Source organism: Micromonospora sp. SL4-19 (assembly GCF_047921475.1).
Taxonomy (GTDB): Bacteria; Actinomycetota; Actinomycetes; order Mycobacteriales; family Micromonosporaceae; genus Micromonospora.
The window spans coordinates 250,746-270,724 of sequence record NZ_JBLROB010000007.1; the positions used below are offsets into that span (position 1 = coordinate 250,746).

At 71.8% G+C, this 19,979-nt stretch carries 16 protein-coding genes; 11 read left to right on the forward strand and 5 right to left on the reverse strand.

Going from position 1 to position 19,979, the window contains the following annotated elements; translation table 11 throughout:
- Positions 1-99: 99 nt before the first annotated feature.
- Positions 100-981 carry a LysR family transcriptional regulator gene (locus ACNAVT_RS13195; RefSeq protein WP_416296000.1) on the reverse strand — a complete coding sequence of 294 codons (882 nt, stop codon included), beginning with the start codon at positions 979-981 and terminating at the stop codon, positions 100-102.
- Between the two features lie 21 nt (positions 982-1,002).
- Here ACNAVT_RS13195 and ACNAVT_RS13200 point away from each other — a divergent pair, with 21 nt between their 5' ends.
- Positions 1,003-2,304, forward strand: coding sequence for an MFS transporter (locus ACNAVT_RS13200; RefSeq protein ID WP_416296002.1), 1,302 nt, complete (start codon positions 1,003-1,005; stop codon positions 2,302-2,304).
- Here ACNAVT_RS13200 and ACNAVT_RS13205 read toward each other — a convergent pair.
- From ACNAVT_RS13205 to ACNAVT_RS13220, 4 genes are all read right to left on the reverse strand, one after another.
- The gene (locus tag ACNAVT_RS13205) at positions 2,235-2,678 is read right to left on the reverse strand and encodes a hypothetical protein (RefSeq protein WP_416296004.1); all 444 of its coding nucleotides are present in this window, start codon (positions 2,676-2,678) and stop codon (positions 2,235-2,237) included. The genes ACNAVT_RS13200 and ACNAVT_RS13205 overlap by 70 nt on opposite strands.
- The gene (locus ACNAVT_RS13210) at positions 2,678-3,082 is read right to left on the reverse strand and encodes a hypothetical protein (RefSeq protein ID WP_416296006.1); all 405 of its coding nucleotides are present in this window, start codon (positions 3,080-3,082) and stop codon (positions 2,678-2,680) included. The genes ACNAVT_RS13205 and ACNAVT_RS13210 overlap by 1 nt, the downstream gene beginning before the upstream one ends.
- A gap of 259 nt (positions 3,083-3,341) precedes the next feature.
- Positions 3,342-8,792, reverse strand: a complete 5,451-nt coding sequence (locus tag ACNAVT_RS13215) for a carboxyl transferase domain-containing protein (RefSeq protein WP_416296008.1) — start codon at positions 8,790-8,792, stop codon at positions 3,342-3,344.
- Between the two features lie 263 nt (positions 8,793-9,055).
- Positions 9,056-9,664 carry a DedA family protein gene (locus tag ACNAVT_RS13220; protein WP_416296009.1) on the reverse strand — a complete coding sequence of 203 codons (609 nt, stop codon included), beginning with the start codon at positions 9,662-9,664 and terminating at the stop codon, positions 9,056-9,058.
- Between the two features lie 93 nt (positions 9,665-9,757).
- Between ACNAVT_RS13220 and ACNAVT_RS13225 the strand changes: the two genes are divergently transcribed.
- From ACNAVT_RS13225 to ACNAVT_RS13270, 10 genes are all read left to right on the forward strand, one after another.
- A complete protein-coding gene (locus ACNAVT_RS13225) occupies positions 9,758-10,060 on the forward strand; it encodes a hypothetical protein (RefSeq protein ID WP_416296011.1) in 303 nt (100 codons plus the stop codon).
- Complete coding sequence (locus ACNAVT_RS13230) at positions 10,060-10,557, forward strand: GNAT family N-acetyltransferase (protein ID WP_416296013.1); 498 nt, start codon at positions 10,060-10,062, stop codon at positions 10,555-10,557. The genes ACNAVT_RS13225 and ACNAVT_RS13230 overlap by 1 nt, the downstream gene beginning before the upstream one ends.
- A 76-nt stretch (positions 10,558-10,633) precedes the next feature.
- Complete coding sequence (locus ACNAVT_RS13235; protein ID WP_416296015.1) at positions 10,634-11,938, forward strand: hypothetical protein; 1,305 nt, start codon at positions 10,634-10,636, stop codon at positions 11,936-11,938.
- Entirely contained in the window at positions 11,935-12,900 is a 966-nt protein-coding gene (locus tag ACNAVT_RS13240; RefSeq protein WP_416296017.1) for a glutamate ABC transporter substrate-binding protein, read from the forward strand. The genes ACNAVT_RS13235 and ACNAVT_RS13240 overlap by 4 nt, the downstream gene beginning before the upstream one ends.
- 2 nt (positions 12,901-12,902) lie before the next feature.
- Complete coding sequence (locus tag ACNAVT_RS13245) at positions 12,903-14,105, forward strand: hypothetical protein (protein WP_416296019.1); 1,203 nt, start codon at positions 12,903-12,905, stop codon at positions 14,103-14,105.
- A gap of 107 nt (positions 14,106-14,212) precedes the next feature.
- Complete coding sequence (locus ACNAVT_RS13250; RefSeq protein WP_416296021.1) at positions 14,213-16,357, forward strand: tetratricopeptide repeat protein; 2,145 nt, start codon at positions 14,213-14,215, stop codon at positions 16,355-16,357.
- Positions 16,354-17,340 (forward strand): PP2C family protein-serine/threonine phosphatase, encoded by a 987-nt coding sequence (locus ACNAVT_RS13255; protein ID WP_416296022.1) that lies wholly within the window; start codon positions 16,354-16,356, stop codon positions 17,338-17,340. The genes ACNAVT_RS13250 and ACNAVT_RS13255 overlap by 4 nt, the downstream gene beginning before the upstream one ends.
- A complete protein-coding gene (locus ACNAVT_RS13260; protein WP_416296024.1) occupies positions 17,337-18,626 on the forward strand; it encodes a VWA domain-containing protein in 1,290 nt (429 codons plus the stop codon). Before ACNAVT_RS13255 ends, ACNAVT_RS13260 begins: the two co-directional genes overlap by 4 nt.
- Before the next feature lie 344 nt (positions 18,627-18,970).
- The gene (locus ACNAVT_RS13265; protein ID WP_416296026.1) at positions 18,971-19,357 is read left to right on the forward strand and encodes an FHA domain-containing protein; all 387 of its coding nucleotides are present in this window, start codon (positions 18,971-18,973) and stop codon (positions 19,355-19,357) included.
- 196 nt (positions 19,358-19,553) lie between these two features.
- The gene (locus ACNAVT_RS13270; protein ID WP_416296045.1) at positions 19,554-19,958 is read left to right on the forward strand and encodes a Fur family transcriptional regulator; all 405 of its coding nucleotides are present in this window, start codon (positions 19,554-19,556) and stop codon (positions 19,956-19,958) included.
- Positions 19,959-19,979: the final 21 nt, after the last annotated feature.

Below are 19,979 nucleotides of genomic sequence, written 5' to 3' on the forward strand. Positions count from 1 at the left end.
TACATCAAAAATCCGATGGCGCGCGAGATATGGGGGACTGGTCCAGACCGCCCCTGGCCGTGCGGAGCTTGATCCTCCGCACGGCATCCACAGCTGACATCACTCGGGTCGTCTCACCGGTGCGCGCTGCAGTCCCAGGCGACCGGGAAGCGGGTTCACCACTGCCGCGAACTCGTGCGGAGCGGGGCGGCGGGTCACCATGAAGAGCGTGAGGCGGCCCGGCACTGGGGCGGCGGACACGCGATCCCCCTCCTCGGCGTAGGCGAGGCCGAGCCCGCGGGGCAGGATGGCCGGGCAGCCCAGTAGTCGCGCCATCCGGATGGCGGTCTCCGCGGTGGCCGCCGTGCGGGGTCTGGCGCCGAGGCTGGAGAGCCGCTGGTGCAGCGTGCCCGCCGACATGTCGTAGGTGTAGGTGACGACGTCGAGATCGGCGAACGGCCGCCGGCCACTTCTCAACGACGCGGCCAGTGGCGTCAGGACGGCCAGTCGGTCGCTCGCCACGGGCACGGCGCTCACGGTGCCGGGCAGGCGCATCTGGTTGGCGACGGCGACGAACGCCGCGTCCAGCGACCCTTCGCCAACCCACTCCACGAGCCGGTCGCCATGGTCCGTGACCTGGTTGACGATCGAGTCGTTCATCAGCTCGTCGAGCGCCGGAAAGAGCAACGGCGCGAGGCTGCTGAACGTGCCGACGTTGAAGGTTCTTGCCCGGGCCGCGGCTCGCGTCCGGTCGAAGATCTGTCCCAGGTGATCGAGCATATGGGCGGCCTCAGCACACAGCGCACGTCCGGCTGGCGTCGGCCGCGCCCCCGTCGTGTCACGGTCGAAGAGCCGCTCGCCGACCCGCCGCTCGAGCGCCGCCAGACGCTTGCTCGCGGCCGGCTGGCTGAGCAGAAGTTCCCGGCCGGCGGCCCCGACCGAGCCGTGCCGCGCGATGGCCTCGACCAGCCGGAGATCCTCGACCGACGGGAATGAGCTCATGTCGCCACGTTATGAGTTCCTATGCTGATCCGCCAGCTACCAGCACGTTCTGCCCGGCCAGAGGATGGCTGCGTGAATGCCAGACGCGACATCGCGGCCATGCTGACAACCACCTTCGTGGCCTGGATGGGTCAACGCACGACGGCCGTCGCGCTTCCACTCGTCGCGCTCGCCGAGACCGGGTCCGCCTGGTCCACCGGGCTGGTGGGTGGAGCGGTCGGACTGCCCATGCTCGCCTCGCCCTGGTGGGCCAGAGGCCTGCGCCAGCGACTGACCACGGGCAGAGCCCTCGCCTGCGTGCTTGCGGTCCAGGTGGTCGGCTTGCTCGTCGTTCCGGTCGGTGCCGCCGTCGGAAGGGTCAACGCGATCCACCTCGCCACCGCCGGGCTCATCACCGGATGTGCCACCGCTCTCAGCGGACCGGGGCAACGAGCCCTGCTCTCCGACATCTGCGACAGCCTTGGCTCCAGCGTCGCAACGAAGATGTTGGCCTGGCAGGATTTCGTGCATCGCGTCACGATGATCCTGGCACCACCGGCGGCAGGGTGGGCGGTCGCGTTCGGCGGGCCGTTGCCCCTGCTCTGGGCCGAAGCAGTCGGCGTCAGTGCGGGAGCGGTCCTCCTGCTCAGTGTTCGCAGCACCGCGAGGGTTGCCGCGGCTGCCCGACCGACCGACGCTCCGGCCCTGCGTCACGTGCTGGCGCAGCACGGCGACATTCGGCGTGCGGTGACGATGTCAGGAGTCGGCGGACTCGTATGGTTCGCCTTCACCCTCGGGCTCGCGATCCTCGGCGCCGAGGCCGGGCGGCCCGGACTGCTCATTTCGGCCGGCATGGCCGGGTACGGCACGGGTTCGCTCGCCGGTGCCCTGCTAGCGCCGGTGCTCGTCCCGCGAATGCCGGCGCTCGCGACGATGGCGACCGGATGGGCCGTACTCGGCGTAGCGTTCATGGCTCTGCCCGCCGTCACGTCGTCCCTGGTTCTCCTGGGGTGCGTCGCGGCGGTTGGTGGCTTCTCCATGCCGCTGGGCATCGGCGCGCTCAACCGTCTGATCAGCACGCGCACCGATGGCGCGGACCGGCGAGCCGCCTTCGCAGCCGAGAGCCTCGTGCACGACGGGGCGGTCTCAATCGGCCTGCTCGCCGGGGGCGCGGTCATCGGCGTCGTCGGCGCGGGCCCGGCCCTCGTCGCTGCCGGAGCCGCCCAGATCATCGTCGCGTTCCTCGCCGGTCCGTGGCTGAGAAGGAGATCCGCTCAGCCCAACTGCGCCGCGTCCGGGCCCTCGCCCCAGATGGTCATGATCGTCCAGCGCGTCAAGCCGTAGATCAGCGTCCAGCCGATTGGCGTCAGGTAGGACACCACGATGACGAATGCGGCGACGGTGCCGGCGCGGATCCGATCCCGCAGTGCCTGCTCTCCCTCGTCTCTCAGCGCGCGCCGGCCCCGCCAGGCAAGGAGCGCCGCGAACAGCGGGGCCAGCCAGGCCACCGCCATGGCGAGCATGGTGAACCAGGCGAACGGATTAGCCAGCGATCCGCGCACCGACTGCCCTTCACCCAGCGGCGCGTACACCATGTCGTACACACTGTTGGTGTTTCCGCCGGCCGGCCCGCCCAGGAGCCCGAAGAGGAAGAAGAAAACCGCGAGCCCGAAGGCCCACACCAGCGCCAGCTGCGCCCGCCACAATCCGTTCGTCATCAGTCCAGCACCCAGTTCAGCAGCAGCCGGCCCGGCGGCAGCAGGTTGAAGACGAGGAAGGCCAGCGTGAGCCCGGCCGCCCCGAACACCCAGCGCCGCAACGCGTCGGGCATCTCCCGACGCCACCTGGCCAGCGAGGTGAACGACATCAGCAGGAAGAGGACCGCGACCATCGGCCCCAAAATCGTGATGACCATGGCTGGAATCAGCAGCACCAACAACGGCCCGCCGAACACGTCGCCGGGCGCCTGGCATCCGGTCGTCGCCGAGCAGTGATTCGTCCCTTGGACGGTGAACTTCAGGAGGTAGGGGACGACCACGCCCACCAGATAGAGCACCACCATCGAAAGCTGCCCGAGCACGAGCAACCGCGCCGCGAAGAAACGGGACCCCGGCTGTGACACGCCCGAAGCATACGGTCCGTGGATCTCCAGAGCCAGGCCGAGCGTGCGGGGTCAGGTCGCTGCTTTCAGGTGTTCGCGAGAGGCCAGCGGACTGCGGGGGAGCGGTGCGAGATATCGAACGCCGTTTCCGCTGGTAGGCCGAATGTGTGCAGGGCGGGGTGGCCGGCGTGAGCGGCTGATGCGCCCCCACAACCGCAGCACGCAGGAGGGCGGCTTCGCCCTCCTGCGTGCTGCGGACATCACTGCCGTACTGGCAGCGTTACCCGGTCACGAGGCCGCGCTCGATGGCCGCGATGATCTGCGGGCGCAGCTCCTCAGGCCGGACGATGGCGTCCACTGAGCCGACCTCGACCGCCCGCTGGATGCTGTGTACGCCGTCGAACTCCGCGGCCACCTCGCCCAGCTTCTCCGCCCGGACCGTGGCCCGGACGTCCATGAGCTGCGTGACCAGCGCCGCCCGCTCCCCACCGGTCGCCGCGGCGATGCGCGCCTCCAGTTCGGCCACCCGCGGATCCTTCGCGGTGCGTGCGTTGACGTCGCCGGCGAACACCACGGCCGCCGCAGGCGCCCCGCCGATGACGGACGCGAACGAGCCCTCCACGGCGAGCACGGTCATGTTCGGGTTGAGCGCCTTGGAGAACACCACGAACGCGCCGCCGTGATACCGCGAGATCACGCAGAACACGATCGGTCCTTCGAAGTTGACGATCGCCCGGCCGATCTCCGCGCCGTACTCCAGCTGCAACTGCCGCATCGACTCGGGCGACCCGTCGAACCCGGACAGGTTCGCCAGCACGACCAGCGGTCGGTTTCCGCTGGCCGCGTTGATCGCCCGCGCGGCCTTCTTGGACGAGCGCGGGAACAGGGTGCCCGCGGTATACGTGTCCGGACCGTCGGTGGGCGGGAAGCCGCGCCGCGGCACCGACCGGGACTCGATGCCGAGCAGGCACACCGGGATGCCCCCGAGGTGGACGTCCTGCACGACCGCGGTCTCGGCGTCGGCCATCCCCGCCCAGCGCTCCAGGATCGCGTGATCCTGGTCGGCCAGGGCCCGCATCAGCGTGCGGATGTCGAACGCCTTCTTCCGATCGGGGTTGTGTTCCCGGGAGAAGATCTCGCCGACCGTCGTGAAATCGCTGTCCGGCACCGCATGCGGGTAGCCGGAGATGTCGCGGTCGACCGGGTCGGACGTGACCGCCCGGCGCGGCCGGGTCTCGCCGGGCGCGATGTACGTGTGGTCGTAGTAGGTCATCAGCAGATCGCGGGCGGCCCGCAGGTCCGGCGCCCAGTACTGGGCCTGGCCGTTGGGACCCATCACCCGGTCGTAGCCGCCGATACCGAAGTTGTCCTCGGCCGACACCCCGCCGGAGAAGTCCAGCGACTGCTTGCCGGTCAGCACCATCGCCGAGTCCGGGGTCATCACCAGGATTCCCTTGGTGTGCATGAGCATCGTCGCTTCGGCGTTCCAGTACGGCTGGGCGCCCACGGTGATCCCGGCGACCACGATGTTGATCTCGCCGCCCTGCTGGGTGAACTCGACGATCCGCTTGAGCGCGGCGGCCACCCAGTCCATGTTCTCGGTGCCCGAACTCATCGAGATCCGCGCGCCTGCCGACAGCGCGAACCAGTCGACCGGTACGCGCATCCGCTCGGCCAGGTCGAGCGCGGCGATCACCCGCGCGCATTCCGGCTCGGCCAGCGCGCCCAGCGCCTTGGACGGGTCGCCGAGCAGCACCACCCGGGTGACGCCGTCGGGATACCGCTCGGTCGGCGTGCTCACCACACCGGCGACGATGCCCGCCTTGTTCTGCCCCTTCGGCCGCTCGACCGGGGCCAGCTCACCGGTGTCGTCCAGGTCGTACTCGGTGAAGCTGCCGTGCTGGCCGGCCAGCATCTCGGTCAGCTCGTACGGGTACGTCGTGCCGCGCCGCCGCGCCGAGAGCACCTTCTGCCGGTAGTCGTCGAGCGGCTGGATCAGCTCGGCCGTCGGCTCGGTGACCGACACCCGCATGCCCGTGTCGTAGGAGATCTGGACAGCGATGTCGGTCAGCTCGCCGGTGGCCCGGTCGCGCTGACGGCCGAGGAACAGGACCTCCTCCAGCCCCGCGCCGGCCGTGATCGGCAGCACGCGTTGGGCGACGGTGTTCAGCTCCTCGATGGTCAGCTCGTTCGGCGGCCAGACGTAGATGGTGATCCGGTTGGTGTCGAACCGCTTCTTCACGGGCCGCTGCGCCTGGACCTTGCGGATCGCGTCGAGACACGCGTCCAGGGCGCCTTCCACCGCGGGCAGCGCGAGGATCCGGCCGTCGGCGTCGCGCAGCGGGGTCAGGTCGCGGACCTGGGCCATCGCCGCCAGCCGCTCGTCGGTCGGGTTGCCCGGGGCGACGCAGTGGAAGAGGTAGACCTCTTCGTCCGCCGACGGCAGCCGGGTCAGGTCGAAGTTCCGCAGCCGCGGCAGTTGCAGGCGCTGGGCGATCAGCGGGTGCAGCCCGCGGATGACCCGGTCCTCGCCCAGGCCCGGCCGGAACGTGAAGTGGTGGTGCATTTCCGCGCCGTTGCGCCCGGCCACCGAAATCGTCACCCGCTGGAGCACGTCCAGCAGCCCGGTGCGGTCGAGGATCTCCCGCAGGGTCGCGGCCATCGCGTCCGCGTCGGGCTGATCGCTCCAGGTCAGGTACACGTCGGCGACGGAGTTCGAATCGGCCAGCCCGGCTACCTCTTCCAGGATCGCGGGCAGCTCGTCGAAGTCCGTGGCCGCCGCGATCAGCCGGAAGTGCTCGCCGTCGCGGTCGTACTCCGCGGTGAAGAACGAGTGCCCCGCCACCTCGACGGTTCGCGCGTCGCTCGCACCGCTGTTGCCGTAGTAGCGGCGGCTGAGCACCTCGAGCATCGGGCCGTGGTCGGCACCCGGCTTGCCGATGCGCTGACCGAGCAGCCGGACCAGTGGCTCGGGCGAGGAGACCATCTTCGCGATCCGGTCGGCGCGGTCGGCCGCGCCAGGGTTCGTGTCGAGGTAGCGAAGGTGGCCGCGGACGCTCGCGTACACCTCGGCACGCTTGCGGCGCAGCATCGGCTGGGCGGCCCAGCGGAACACGATGCTGCGGGCCAGGTCGCCGACCACCGGGAACCGGAGCTGGGTGGCGAAGATCAGGTGCTCCAGCGCCTGGCCGACCAGTTCGCGTGGCCCGTCGCCGGGCAGCGGCTCGGTCAGCCACTGCTGCAGGAACGTGACGATCACCGAGACATCGGCCGAAGCTCGTTGCTGCGCCAGGAAGATCCGGAACACGGCCTCTTCCAGCGCGGGCGTGCGCTCGAAGTCGTTGACGCCGTAGTGGGCGAGCACCCGGGCGAGCCGGTTGCGGAAGGTGTCCGACAGTGCGGCGCGCTCGACGTCGAGGCTCTGCAGGTAGGTGTGGAAGTACTCGCGCGGGCTGTGCACCCGGGTGTCGGCCCTGGCCTCCTCACCGGCCGGCCGGTTGCGGCTGAGCTCGGACAGGTCGGCGAACACCTGCAGCAGCTCGACCTCTTCTTCGAGCGGGCGGTGACTGAGCTCGGCCCGCGCGGCCAGGTAGTTGGACAGCGCCCGGCGCTCGTCGCGGGGATCGAGGTCGTAGCCGAGCAGCAGACTCCGCAGGTCGGCGATGCCGCGCGCGACCCGGGCCTCGGCGGACAGGCCAGTCGGCTCGGCCGGCAGCTCCAGGTCGACAGCCTCGGTCTCCGTGGCCTCGCCCGCGGCTTCGTCGCTGATCGGTTCCAGACGCAGCAGCGGCGCGGCGGTCTCCACCTGGCTGCCGACGGAGACCAGGCATTCCCGCAGCTTCGCCCGGAACGGCGCGCGCAGCACGGTCTCCATCTTCATGCTCTCGAGGACGAGCACCGGCGCACCCGCCTCGACCTCGTCCCCGACTTCGAGCGGGGTCGCGACGACCAGCGCGGGCGCGGGGGAGCGCAGTACACCGCCCTCGTCGCGGCTGACGCGGTGCGTGATGCCGTCCACCTCGACCAGGTGGATGGGCCCGTGCGTGTCGGTGACGAGCCGGAAACGCTGGCCGTTGACCAGGATCCGGCCGGTGTGCTCGTCGAATCGCTCCAGCTCGGCGTCCACGGCGGGCGCTTCCCCGATGCCGACGCGGAACCGGCGTGGCCCGGTCTGCGCGACGGTCACCCGGTAGCTCGCGCCGCGGAGCTTGAGGTCGATCGGCCGGCCGCTCTCGTGCTGGACCTGCGGGCGGCCGCCGTGCGCGGTGGACAGCAGCCGCTGCCGCTCGACGAGCGCTTCGTCCTCGTACGCCTCGATGGCGGCCGCGGCCAGCGCGATGCCGGAGTGCTTGGTGGAGACCAGGCGGCCCTGCGCACGGACCCGGTCGATCCAGCCGGTGTCCGCGCTGGCGTCGATCACCTCGGGCTGGTCGAGCAGGTCGAGGACGAAACTCTTGTTGGTGGCGCCACCCTCGATGATCACCGTGGTCTCGGCGACCGCGCGCCGCAGCCGGCCGAGCGCTTCGTCGCGGGTGCGGCCGTAGGCGATGATCTTGGCGATCATCGAGTCGAAGTCGGCCGGGATCAGGTCGCCCTCGCTGACCCCGGTGTCCACCCGGATGCCGGGGCCGCTGGGCAGCATCAGCCGGACGATCCGGCCGGGCGACGGCGCGAAGTCACGATCGGGGTCCTCGGCGTTGAGCCTGGCCTCGACGGCATGCCCGGCCTCGGCCGGGATCTGTTCGCCGAGCCGGCCGCCGGCAGCCACGTGGATCTGGGCCTTGACCAGGTCGAAGTCGGTGGTGGCCTCGGTGATCGGGTGCTCGACCTGCAGCCGGGTGTTGACCTCGAGGAAGGCGAACAGCTTCTCACCGGGGTGGTAGAGGAACTCGACGGTGCCCGCGCCGCGGTAGTTCACCGCCAGCGCGAGCCGCTCGGCCGCCGCCTTCAGCTCGCGGGTCTGCTCGGGGGCGAGCACGGGGGAGGCGGACTCCTCGATGACCTTCTGGTTGCGCCGCTGCACCGAGCAGTCCCGGACACCCAGCGCCCATGCGGTGCCCTGACCGTCGGCGATCACCTGCACCTCGACGTGCCGCGCGCCGGTGACCAGGCGTTCCAGGAACACGACACCACTGCCGAACGCGCGTTCGGCCTCCAGGCTCGTGCGCTCGTAGGCCTCGGTGAGCTCCTCGTCGCTGCGCACGACCCGGATGCCCCGGCCGCCACCGCCCGCGGTCGCCTTGAGCATCAGCGGGTAGCCGATCTCGGCGGCCGCGCGCTTGGCCGCGTCCAGGCTCTTCACCGCGCCACGGCTCCACGGCGCCACCGGGACGCCGACCTCCTCGGCGATCAGCTTCGCGCCGATCTTGTCGCCGAGCTCGCGCATCGCTTCGGCGCTCGGACCGATGAAGGTGACACCGATCTTCTCGCAGACCTCGGCGAAGGCCGGGTCCTCGGCGACGAAGCCCCAGCCCACCCACGCGGCGTCCGCGCGCGTCTCGACCAGCGCGCGCTCGAGGACGCCGTGGTTGAGGTACGGGCGCGCCGACGCAGGCCCGAGGCAGTAGCTGTGGTCCGCTTCGCGGACGAAGGTGGCGGTGCGCTCGGCGTCCGTGTAGAGCGCGATGGTCTCGATCGGCGGAGCCCCGGCCTCGGCGTTGAGCTCGCGGACGGCGTGGATGAGCCGCATGGCGGCCTCTCCCCGGTTGACGATGGCGATGCGGCTGAACACCGAGTAAGCCTCCCAAAGGTTCGTTCTCAAGAGAACGGGGACCCCCTCAAGGCGGAAGTCCCCGTCAACAACCTTCGTCGCTACCGTCCGGTAGGAAAACCGTTGGACCCGCCACCTGGGGCGGGCGAATGTTGTGGAAACCCGCCAACTTCAGACATGCCGGCGGCAACGCCTGGACCACCACCAGGCCCGGCCACCAGGTCTGCCCTGGCCATGCAGGTCGGCGACGGGGTCCGATTGCCCGCCAGATGCGGTCTCTGCGACTATCCGCGGCGGGTCAACCGACGGGCCAGCCGCCATCCGGCGTAGGCGAGCGCGGCGAGGGCCGCGGCGGTGAGCAGATACCACTGGAAGCGGTGCAGACCCGCCAGGATGGCGCGGATGTGATCCCCGGCGAGGTAGCCGGCGGTGGCCCACGCCCCGACCCAGGCGGCGGCGCCGAGGGCGTTGTAGAGGGCAAAGCGTCGCCACGGCATGCCGGTGGCGCCCGCGATGATCCCGTTGAACTGCCGCAGGCCCTCGACAAACCGGGCGACCACGACAATTTTCGGCCCGTGCCGCTTCATCACTGCCTCCAGCCGGGCGAACCGCTCCGGCGTCAGGCGCACGTACCGGCCGTAGCGAAGGATGATCTGCCGCCCGCCGCTGCGGCCGATCAGGTAGCCGATGCTGTCCCCGATCACCGCGGCCAGGAACGCCGTCACCGCGACCCCGACGATGGCCAGTTGGCCGTGCGCCGCGTACCCCGCGCCGACGATGATCGCCGTCTGGCCCGGCGCGGGAACGCCGAAGCTTTCCACCCCGACGAGCAGGGCGAGGCCCAGGTAGCCGTAATGCGGCACCAGGCCGGCGAGGGAAGCGACGGCGGTCACCGGCGGACCGCGGCTGCCTCGTCGGCGACTGCCCCGGTGCGCGGGTCGTGGACGGCGGACACGAACGGTTGGTTCCCCGCCACCGCGCGCAGCATGCGGATCCTGGTGGTGGAGGACGAGCGGCGGCTGGCCGACCCGCTCGCACGGGGACTGCGTGAAGCCGGACACAGGGTCGACAACCGGATCCGAAGGGCTGCTTTCTGCGGCCACCGGCACGTGCACCACGGTGTCGTCCGACCGGGCCCACTCGTCGCGGTGACGGCGGTGGTGGGACGATTTCAGCGGGTCGGCACCGTCCGCCACTACCGCATCAACGACACCTGCGGCGGCTGCTTCCCGTCGGCCACCGACGACGCCATGGGCCGACCTGCCCCGGACCTGAACGGAGCCCGCTGATGGCAGAGGTCACCGTCCGCCCCATGACCGCGGCCGACGCCGATCGGGTCATCGCCATCTATCAGGCCGGCCTCGACGCCGGTGATGCCAGCTTCGAAACCCGCGCTCCGACCTGGGCCGCGTTCGAGGCCGGGAAGCTGCCCGACCACCGCTTCGTGGCCGTCGACGCCGACGACCACCTCATCGGCTGGATCGCCATCTCACCAACCTCGACCCGAGCCGTCTACGCCGGCGTCGTCGAGCATTCCGTCTACATCGACCCCGCCGCCCAGGGCCGCGGCGCCGGCCGGCTACTCCTGGACACGTTGATCGCCTCCACGGAGGCCGCCGGCATCTGGACCATCCAGGCCGGCGTCTTCCCCGAGAACACCGCCAGCCTCGCCCTGCACCAGCGGGCCGGCTTCCGGATCATCGGCATCCGCGAACGCATCGGCCGCCACCACGGCCGGTGGCGCGACGTGATCCTGCTCGAACGCCGCAGCCCCACCATCACCTGATACCGCCCGCGACGAAGCCGCTGGCCGATCTTAGGGCTTGTGGTGCTCCACTATCTTGAGTCCCGGGGTGGTAGGCGTGACTCTTGTTCGTGGACCGGCAGCCGTTACGACACGTCTTCCAGGCGTCCAGCGACGCCTCCGCCGCACCCCTGGACGGCTGGCGCTGGCCACCGCCGTGCTCATCGTGCTCGGCATCGCCACTGGTGTGGCCGGCGCGGTTGGCGTACGTCAGCGGATCGACCTCGTCCACGGTGCCACCGCCCGCAGCGGCGACCTGACGGTTGCCGTGCAGCGGCTTTACCGCGCGCTGTCCGACGCCGACGCCACCGCGGCGAGCGCCTTTCTCACCGGTGGCGTCGAGCCCGCGGCCCTGCGCGAGCGCTACCAGTCCGACATCGCCGACGCGGCCGCGGCGCTGGCCGTGGTGTCCGCGGGGCGCGCGGGTGGCGGCCGGGGGGACGCGGCGGTCGCGCAGATCACCACCGAGTTGCCGGTTTACACGGGACTCGTCGAGACAGCCCGGGTGTACAACCGGCAGGGTGTGCCGATAGGTGGTGCGTACCTGCGCGAGGCGTCAGGCCTGATGCGGGAGCGGCTGCTGCCCGCAGTCCAGGAACTGTACGAAGCGACCTCCGGGGAGCTCGACGACGCCCGCGACCGGGCTGCCGCGTTCCCGTGGTTCGCGATGCTGCTCGGGCTGCTGACGATCGCCGCGCTGGTGGCGGTGCAGCGTTACCTGGCCCGGCGCACCAACCGGGTGTTCAACATCGGATTGGTGGCCTCCACCGCCGCCGCGGCCGTCCTGGTCTTGTGGCTCGGGGCCTCGGCGGTGCTGGCCGCCGGGCGCCTCGACGCGAGCCGCGAGCAGGGCTCGAAGCCGGTCGCGCAGCTGGCCGGGGTGCGCATCGCGGCGTTGCAGGCGCGTGCCGACGAGGCCCACACGCTGATTGCCCGCGGCAACGGCGCGAGGTTCGAAGAGGACTACGGCCGGGCCATGGCGAGCGTGACCGGGCGGGGCGGGCTGGCGGCCGTCTCGGACGCCGACCGGACCACCGAAGGCGCGACCCAGGCGGCGGCCGGGGCGGCGCGGAAATGGCTCGCGGCCCACGAGAGCCTGCGCACGCTCGACGACGGCGGACAGTACGCCCAGGCGGTCGCCGCGGCCGTCGGCACCGGCCCGGAGTCGACGGCCAGCATCTCCAACCAACTCGACGAGCACCTGGCCGCCGCCATCGAACACAACAGGCAGCGGTTCGACCGGGACGTGGACCGAGCCGCGGCAGCTCTCGCCGGCGCGGACATCGGCGTCGCCGCTCTGGCCACGCTGCTGATCGTCGGTGCGGCGCTCGGGATCCAGCGGCGATTGGCGGAGTACCGATGAAACGTGCCCTGGCACTGCTGACCGTCCTCTGCCTGACCGGCTGTGCGGCGAGCCGTCCGTTGCCCGAGGCGCGGGTGGACGTGGCCGGACCCCGCCCCGTCGGCGCGCAGGATCCGGCGGTCATCCCGAGCGCAGCCGCGGCGGCGCCCACGTCGTGTGACCCGCGCGCCAGCCTCCGGCCGTCCGGCGCGCTGCCCGCGCCGGGGCGGATGCCGGCCGGCTCGACGATGGCGCGGATCGCCGAGCGGGGGCGACTCGTCGTCGGTGTCGACCAGAACAACTACCGCTTCGGATACCGCGACCCGGGCACCGGTGAGCTGGTGGGCTTCGAGATCGACCTGGCACACGAGATCGCCCGAGCGATCTTCGGCGATCCCGGCAAGGTGCTGTTCCGGGCTGTGAAGACCGCCGAGCGGGAGCAGGCGGTCCAGACCGGTGCCGTCGACATCGTCATCCGCAGCATGACGATGAACTGCGACCGGTGGCAGCGGGTGTCGTTCTCCAGCGAGTACTTCAGCGCCGGCCAGGCCATCCTCGTCACCAAGGGATCACCGATCAAGGGCCTCAAGGATCTCGCCGGCCAGAAGGTCTGCGCGGCCACCGGCAGCACGTCGATCCGGAACATCGCGGAGAAGGCCCCGCAGGCGCTGCCGGTGTCAGCAGCCGACGCGCTGGACTGCCTGGTGATGTTGCAGCAGAATCAGGTGGTCGCGGTCTCCACCGACGACACGATCCTGGCCGGCTTCGCCGCACAGGATCCGGGCACGGCTGTCCTTTCCGAGCGGTTCACCGAAGAGCCGTACGGCATGGCGATGAAGAAGGCGTCGCCCGACCTGGTGCGGTTCGTCAACGGGGTGCTCGAGCGGCTGCGCTCGGACGGCACCTGGACCCGGCTCTACAACAAGTGGCTCACCGCGCTGGGCAGCACCCCGCAGCCGCCGGCCGCCCGCTACCAGGACTGACCGTGACCACGCCGGCATCGATGGGCAGCGAGGAGGCCGACTTCGCCATCGTCGGGCTCGTCGCGGCGCACGACCGGATCTCGGCCGCCATGTACGCGCTGGACGCCCATCCCGGCCTCGTCGTGCTGCGGGGCGACGACCTGCGGGGCATGACGCGCCGGGTCGCCGCCGAGGCACTCGGGCGGCTTGACATCCTGTGGTCGCAGTTCGCCGCGCTGCGGTCGGTGCTGGACCGGGTGAAGACGGTACGCGGGGCGCGGTCGAGGCCCGGCGACGACGAGTTGTCCGAGCTCACCGTGCTGCTGCGCGGTCCCGTCCTGCCGCTCGCGCCCGACGGCATGGTGGTCGACGACCCGCTGGCCGGGCCAGCACCGAACTGGGTGACCGCGATGGGCCTGGCCCAGGAACTGGAGCGGGCCAGCGCCGAGGTCACCAGAACCCTCGACGGCGTCCAGTCGGCGTACGCGGAGATCGCCGGCCGGTTCGAGCAACTGGCCAGGGCGCTGGACCGGGCCCGGACCTCCGCCGAGGCGCTGGGATACGCCTCCACCGGGCCGGAGGTGGAGCGCCTCGACAAACGCCTGGCCGAGTCGACCTTCGACGCGATGTGCGACCTGCTGGAAACAGCCGGGCCACCGCCGGCGCTGGCTGCCGAGATCGACGCCCTCGCCGCCCGGCTGGCCGACCTGACCCGGCTGCGCGACGCGTACCCGGACCGGGTGCGGCGGCTGCACGCCGCCGTGGACGAGGTGGTCGAGGCCGAGGCCGAGACCGGCCGGGCGTACGACCTCGCGAACGAGAAGATCGCCAGCCCCGGGCTGCCGGCGGCTCCCGACGCCGGGCCGGCCCTGCGGGCGCACCTGGCCCAGCTCGACCAACTGCACCGCGAGCAGCGCTGGCCCCGGCTCGCGGACGAGTTGTCGATCGTCGAGCGGTCGGTGACGGAGGCACGGGAGCACGCGACGCAGCTGCGCGAGGCAGCCGAGGGGCTGCTCCACCGCCGGGCCGAGCTGCGCGGCCGACTCGACGCCTTTCGTGCGCGAGCAGGGCGGCTCGGCCTGGCCGAGCATGACGCGCTTGCCCAGCTGCACCGCACCGCGCAGGACCTGCTCTACACCAGCCCCTGCGACCTGCCGGCGGCCACCCGCGCCGTGGTCGCCTACCAGCGATACCTCAACGAGCTCACGGAGAGGGGGCACCAATGAGGTGTGTCCGGTCTGGTTGCCCCGGCTCCTACGGCGCCGAGGGCTACTGCGACGAATGCGGGCGCCGAGCGCCCGCAGGCGCCGTGGTGGCGCCGAGGGGTGCCAGCGTGGCGACCGTCGCAGCGACGCTACCGTCCGTCGCCACGGTCAGCGCCGGCTCGGTGCGCACCGGATCCGGTCGCAGCCGGCCCTCGGCACGCGGCGGTCTCGGCGCCGGGCTGGTCGACATCCCGCGGGTACCGCTGCGCGACCCGGCCACGGCAGTCATGAGCGACCCGAAGGTGGCCGAGCCGCGGCGATTCTGTACGCGGTGCGACGCGGCGGTGGGCCGCGGCCGGGACGGCCAGCCGGGCCGGGCCGAGGGCTTCTGCCCGCACTGCGGCCACCCGTTCTCGTTCCTGCCGCGCCTGCGCGACGGCGACCTGGTCAACGACCGGTACGAGGTGCTCGGCGCGCTCGCGTACGGCGGGCTGGGCTGGATCTATCTGGCCCGGGACCGCAACGTGAGCGACTCGGTCAGCGACCGCTGGGTCGTCCTCAAGGGGTTGATCAACACGGGTGACGCTGACGCCATGGTGTCAGCGGTCACCGAGCGGCGGTTCCTGGTCGAGATCGACCACCCCAACATCGTCAAGATCCACGATTTTGTGCAGCACCCCGATCCGAAGACCGGCGAGCTCGTCGGTTACATCGTCATGGAGTACGTCGGCGGCCAGTCGCTGCGGGACATGCTGGTGGCCCGTCGTGCCGAGGGCGCACGGGTCCTGCCGCTGCCGGAGGTGATCGCGTACGGGGTGGAGATCCTGCCCGCGCTGGGTTACCTGCACGACCGCGACCTGATCTTCTGCGACTTCAAGCCGGACAACGTCATCCACGCCGAGGAACAGCTCAAGCTCATCGACCTGGGCGGCGTCCGGCGGGCCGACGACGAGGTCAGTGCGATTTTCGGAACGCCCGGATACCAGGCGCCGGAGGTGGCCGCCGTGGGCCCGTCGGTCGCCTCGGACATCTACACCGTCGGGCGGTCGCTCGCCGTGCTCAGCTTCGAGTTCCGCGGGTTCTCCAGCACGTACGCCGACCGGCTGCCGGACCAGTCGGAGGTGCCGCTGCTGGCCCAGGAGGAGTCGTACTACCGGCTGCTGCGCCGGGCGACGCACCGGGAACCGGCCCGGCGATTCCAGTCCGCGGCCGAGATGAGCGAGCAGCTGCTCGGCGTGCTCCGGGAGGTGGTCTCGGCCGCCGACGGTGTGCCGCGGCCGGCCCTGTCCCGCCGGTTCACGCCCGAGCTGCGCGCGTTCGGCACCGACGCCGGCGAGGTCGGCGACGCGGCCGTCACCGACCTCCGTCCGGCGAGCGTCGCCGCCGCGCTGCCGCTGCCGCAGGTCGACGTCCTCGATCCGGGTGCCGGCTTCCTGGCCGCGCTGGGCGTCACCGACCCGGACGAGGTCATCCGACAGCTGACGTCCGCCCCGGTGCAGAGCGTCGAGGTGGCGCTGCGGCTGGTCCGGGCGCGCATCGAGCGGGGGGATCTCGACGCGGCGCGCGCCGGCCTCGACGAGGTGGCGGCGGCCGATCCGTTCGACTGGCGCATCGACTGGTACCGCGGCCTCGCCGCGCTGGCCGCGAACAACCCCGGAGAGGCTCGGGTGGCGTTCGACGCGGTCTACGCCGAGCTGCCGGGCGAGCCGGCCGCCCGGCTGGCGCTGGCCGCCACGATGGAGTGCACCGGCGACCCGACCGCCGCCGAGCGGCTCTACGACCGGGTGTGGCGGGTCGACCGCGCCTACCTGAGCGCCGCCTTCGGGCTGGCCCGGATCCGGCTGGCCGTCGACGACCGGGCCGGCGCGCTGGCCGTACTCGACCAGGTGCCGGACAGCTCCAGCCTGCACGTCATCGCTCAGGTGGCCGGCGTGCGGGCCAGCCTGCACGCCACGGCGCACCACCCGGTCAAGCCCGATGACCTGCTGCACGCGTCCGGCCGGCTGGAACGGCTCAGCCTCGACGTCGAGCGCCGCGCTCGGCTCGCCGTCGAGGTGCTGGAGGCGGCTCTCGCCTGGCTCACCGCGACCCGGTTGCCGGGGCACCGCCTGCCGCCGGGCGGCCGGGTGCTCGGCCACGAGCTGACCGAGCGAGGGCTGCGCTTCGGGCTGGAGCAGGCGTACCGGGCGATGGCACAGCTGGCCCGCGACACCGACACCCGAATCGCACTCGTCGATCGAGCCAACACCGTGCGGCCCAGGACGCTCGTGTGAGCGGGCACGCCTGCCCCGAGCACGGGCCACCCAGCGAGCCGGAGCACCGGTTCTGCGAGGTGTGCGGGCGCAACCTGGTGACCGGCGAGCCGGCGTCACCTTCGGTGTCCACCACCTGGCTGTCGTCGCGGACCGACAGCACGGCCTGCGCCGGGTGCGGCGCGGCGTACGCCGGCGACGAACCCTACTGCGACCACTGTGGGCGCCGACGGCCCGTCGGGCGGGACCACGCCGAGCTGGACCTGGGCTGCGTCGCCGGCGTGACCGACCGCGGCCGACGCCGACGCGGCAACGAGGATGCGATCGCGGTCGGCCGGACCGGCAGCGCCAGCGCGGCCGTCGTGTGCGATGGGGTGTCCACGTCCACCCACCCGGACACCGCGGCGCACGACGCGGCCGAGGCCGGCCTCGCCGTACTCCTGGCGGCGCTGGCCGACGGTGCCGACCCGGAAAAGGCCACCGCCGACGGCGCCCGAGCGGCCGCGGCGGCGGCCCGCGCCACCGCCGGTCCGGACGCGGGGGAGTCCCCGCCGAGCTGCACGTACGTCTCCGGGATCGCCACCGCCGACACGGTGACCGTTGGCTGGATCGGCGACAGCCGGGCGTACTGGCTGGGCGCGGACCCCGCCTGCCTCACCGTCGATGACTCGGTGGCCGGCCAACTCGCCGCCGGGCGTTCGCTCCCGCCGGCCCTCGACGCCGACCCCGAATCCCGGGCACTCATCCGCTGGCTCGGCGCCGACTCGGACGACCCGGAGGCACAGGTCGTCTCGCTGCGCCCGGCCGGCCCCGGCCGGCTGCTGCTCTGCTCCGACGGGCTGCACCACTACCTGTCCGACCCCACCGCGCTGGCCGCGGCATCGTCCGGCCGGCTGATCGACGTCGCGCGGCACCTCACCACCGTCGCGCTGGACGGCGGGGGCCACGACAACATCACCGTCGCCGTACTCTCCTTCACACCCTCAGGAGGCTCCGTTCCATGACCGCACAGTTCTCCGCCGAGGTCGACCAGAACGAATACCTGCCCGAGGGTGGGTGCGTTGTCGACGCCATCATCACCGTGACCGCGCAGGGCGGCGACCTGCGCAACACGGGTGCCGCGCCCAGCGCGGCGGAGGTCATCATGGTCGACGTCTCCGGATCCATGGGGATGCCGGCCAAGAAGATCGCCGAGGCGAAGAAGGCCACCGCCATCGCCATCGACACCCTCCGGGACGGAGTCGCGTTCGCCGTCGTGGCCGGCACAGCGGGAGCACACATGGTCTATCCGGCCGACGCCCGGATGGTCCCGGCATCCGCGCAGAGCAGGGCCGAGGCGAAGGCGGCTGTCGCACGACTGCGAGCCGACGGCGGTACGGCCATGGGCCGCTGGCTGGACCTCGCGAACTACCTGTTCGCGGGGGAGCAGGCCGAGGTGAAGCACGCGATCCTGCTCACCGACGGGCAGAACCAGCACGAAACGCCGCAGGACCTCCAGCGTGTGCTGAACGCCTGCGAAGGCAGATTCGTGTGCGACAGCCGCGGCGTCGGCGACGACTGGGTGGCGCGCGAGCTGCGCCTGATCGCCTCCACCCTGCTCGGCACCGCCGACGGCCTGGAAGACCCGGCCGAACTGCCGACCGCGTTCCAGGCCATGACGGAGGCCGCGATGGGCAAATCGGTGGCCGACGTGTCGCTGCGGGTGTGGACCCCCGCCGGCGCCACCATCCGGTTCGTGAAACAGGTGTACCCGCAGGTGGAGGACCTCACCGGCCGGCGGGTGGAGGTGAGCGGCCGGATCGGCGACTACCCGACCGGGGCGTGGGGGGCGGAGAGCCGTGACTACCACATCTCGGTCGAGGTCGAGCCGGACGCAGTGGGCGAGGAGGTGCTCGCCGCGCGGGTCAGCCTCGTCAGCGGAGGCCAGGTGCTCACCGAGAAGCTGGTCCTGGCCCGGTGGACCGACGACACCGCGCTGTCCACGAAGATCAACCCGCAGGTGGCGCACTACACCGGCCAGGCCGAGCTGGCCGCGGTGATCCAGGAAGGGCTCAAGGCGCGCGACGCCGGCGATGTGGAGACCGCCACCGCGAAGCTCGGCCGGGCCGTGCAACTCGCCGCCGCGTCCGGCCACGACGGCACCGCCAAGCTGCTTGCCCGCGTGGTGGACGTCGTCGACGCGCCCACCGGCACCGTCCGGCTCAAGAAGCAGGTCGCCGGCGTCGACGCGGAGCTCACGAACGTACGGTCCGTCAAGACGGTCCGGGTGAAGAAGAAGCAGGAGGGCTGATGGCGACCTGCCCGAAGGGCCACGAGTCCGGCGCCCGGGATTACTGCGACGTCTGCGGCGCCCGGATGGATGGCGCATCCGCGCCACCGGCGGCGGCTTCCACCACACCGCCACCGGCCCCGCCGCCTTCGGCGGCGGCATCGCCTCCGGCCGCACCGCCCGACGTCAAGTCGTGCCCGGTGTGCAGCACGCCTCAAACGGGGCGCTTCTGCGAGGAAGACGGGTACGACTTCCTGCTCGCGCCGCCAGTGAGCCCCCCCAACGCGGTGTCCTCAGCTGCCGAGGCACCGTCAGCGCCCCAGCCGGCGTCGGCCGGGAGAGCGCCTCGGGGATGGACGGTCGTCGTGCACGCGGACCCCGCGTACTTCGAGGTCGTCAGGGCGATGGGCGGCGAGGACGCCGGCACGATGGCGTTCCCGCAGTTCGCGCCCGAGCGACGCTTCGTGTTGACGGGCGGTCAGATGGTGATCGGGCGCCGCAGCCGATCGCGCGGCGTCAATCCGGACATCGATCTGGTCGGCCCGCCCGAAGATCCTGGCGTGTCCCATCTGCACGCGCTCCTGGTCGCCGAGCAGGACGGCTGGGCGGTGGTCGACCTGGAGTCGGCCAACGGCACCTACCTCAACGACCCGTCGTCGAACCCGATCGACCCGAACGTCCACGTGCCGATCAGAGACGGCGACAAGATCTACCTGGGGGCATGGACCGCCCTGACCATCCACGCGCCGTGATGGCGGGCGGCCCGGCCAGGTGCGTGACATCAACCGATCCGCCCGCGTTCGAGCGGTTTGTCAGAGCAGCCTGAACGCTCGCGGCGGCGTGCGCGACTGGTACAGGCTCAGGGCGACACCCCGGTGCATATTCTTGACTCATTCCAGAAAACGGGCCAGACTTGCGGACGTGGCCAGGACCCTGGACTTCCCGCAGATGCTGCGCGGGGCCGCGTTGCGCGTCACCCGACCTCGGGTGGCGGTGCTGAACGCGGTCAACGCGCAGCCGCACGCCGACACGGAAACGATCATCCGTGCCGTGCGCGGGGAACTCCCCGAGGTGTCTCGCCAGGCCGTGTACGACTCGCTGCATGCGCTGACAGCCGCAGGCCTGCTGCGGCGCATCCAGCCCCCCCGCTCCGTGGCTCGCTACGAGTCGCGGATCGGGGACAACCACCACCACGTCGTGTGCCGGTCATGCGGTCGCATCGCCGACGTCGACTGCGTCGTCGGCGAGGCGCCCTGCCTGACCGCGTCCGGTGGCGGCGGCTTCTCGATCGACGAGGCCGAGGTCATCTACTGGGGCCTGTGCCCCGGCTGTTCCACCCCGCGCAATTCCTGATCCACCTGATCCGGCAAGTCA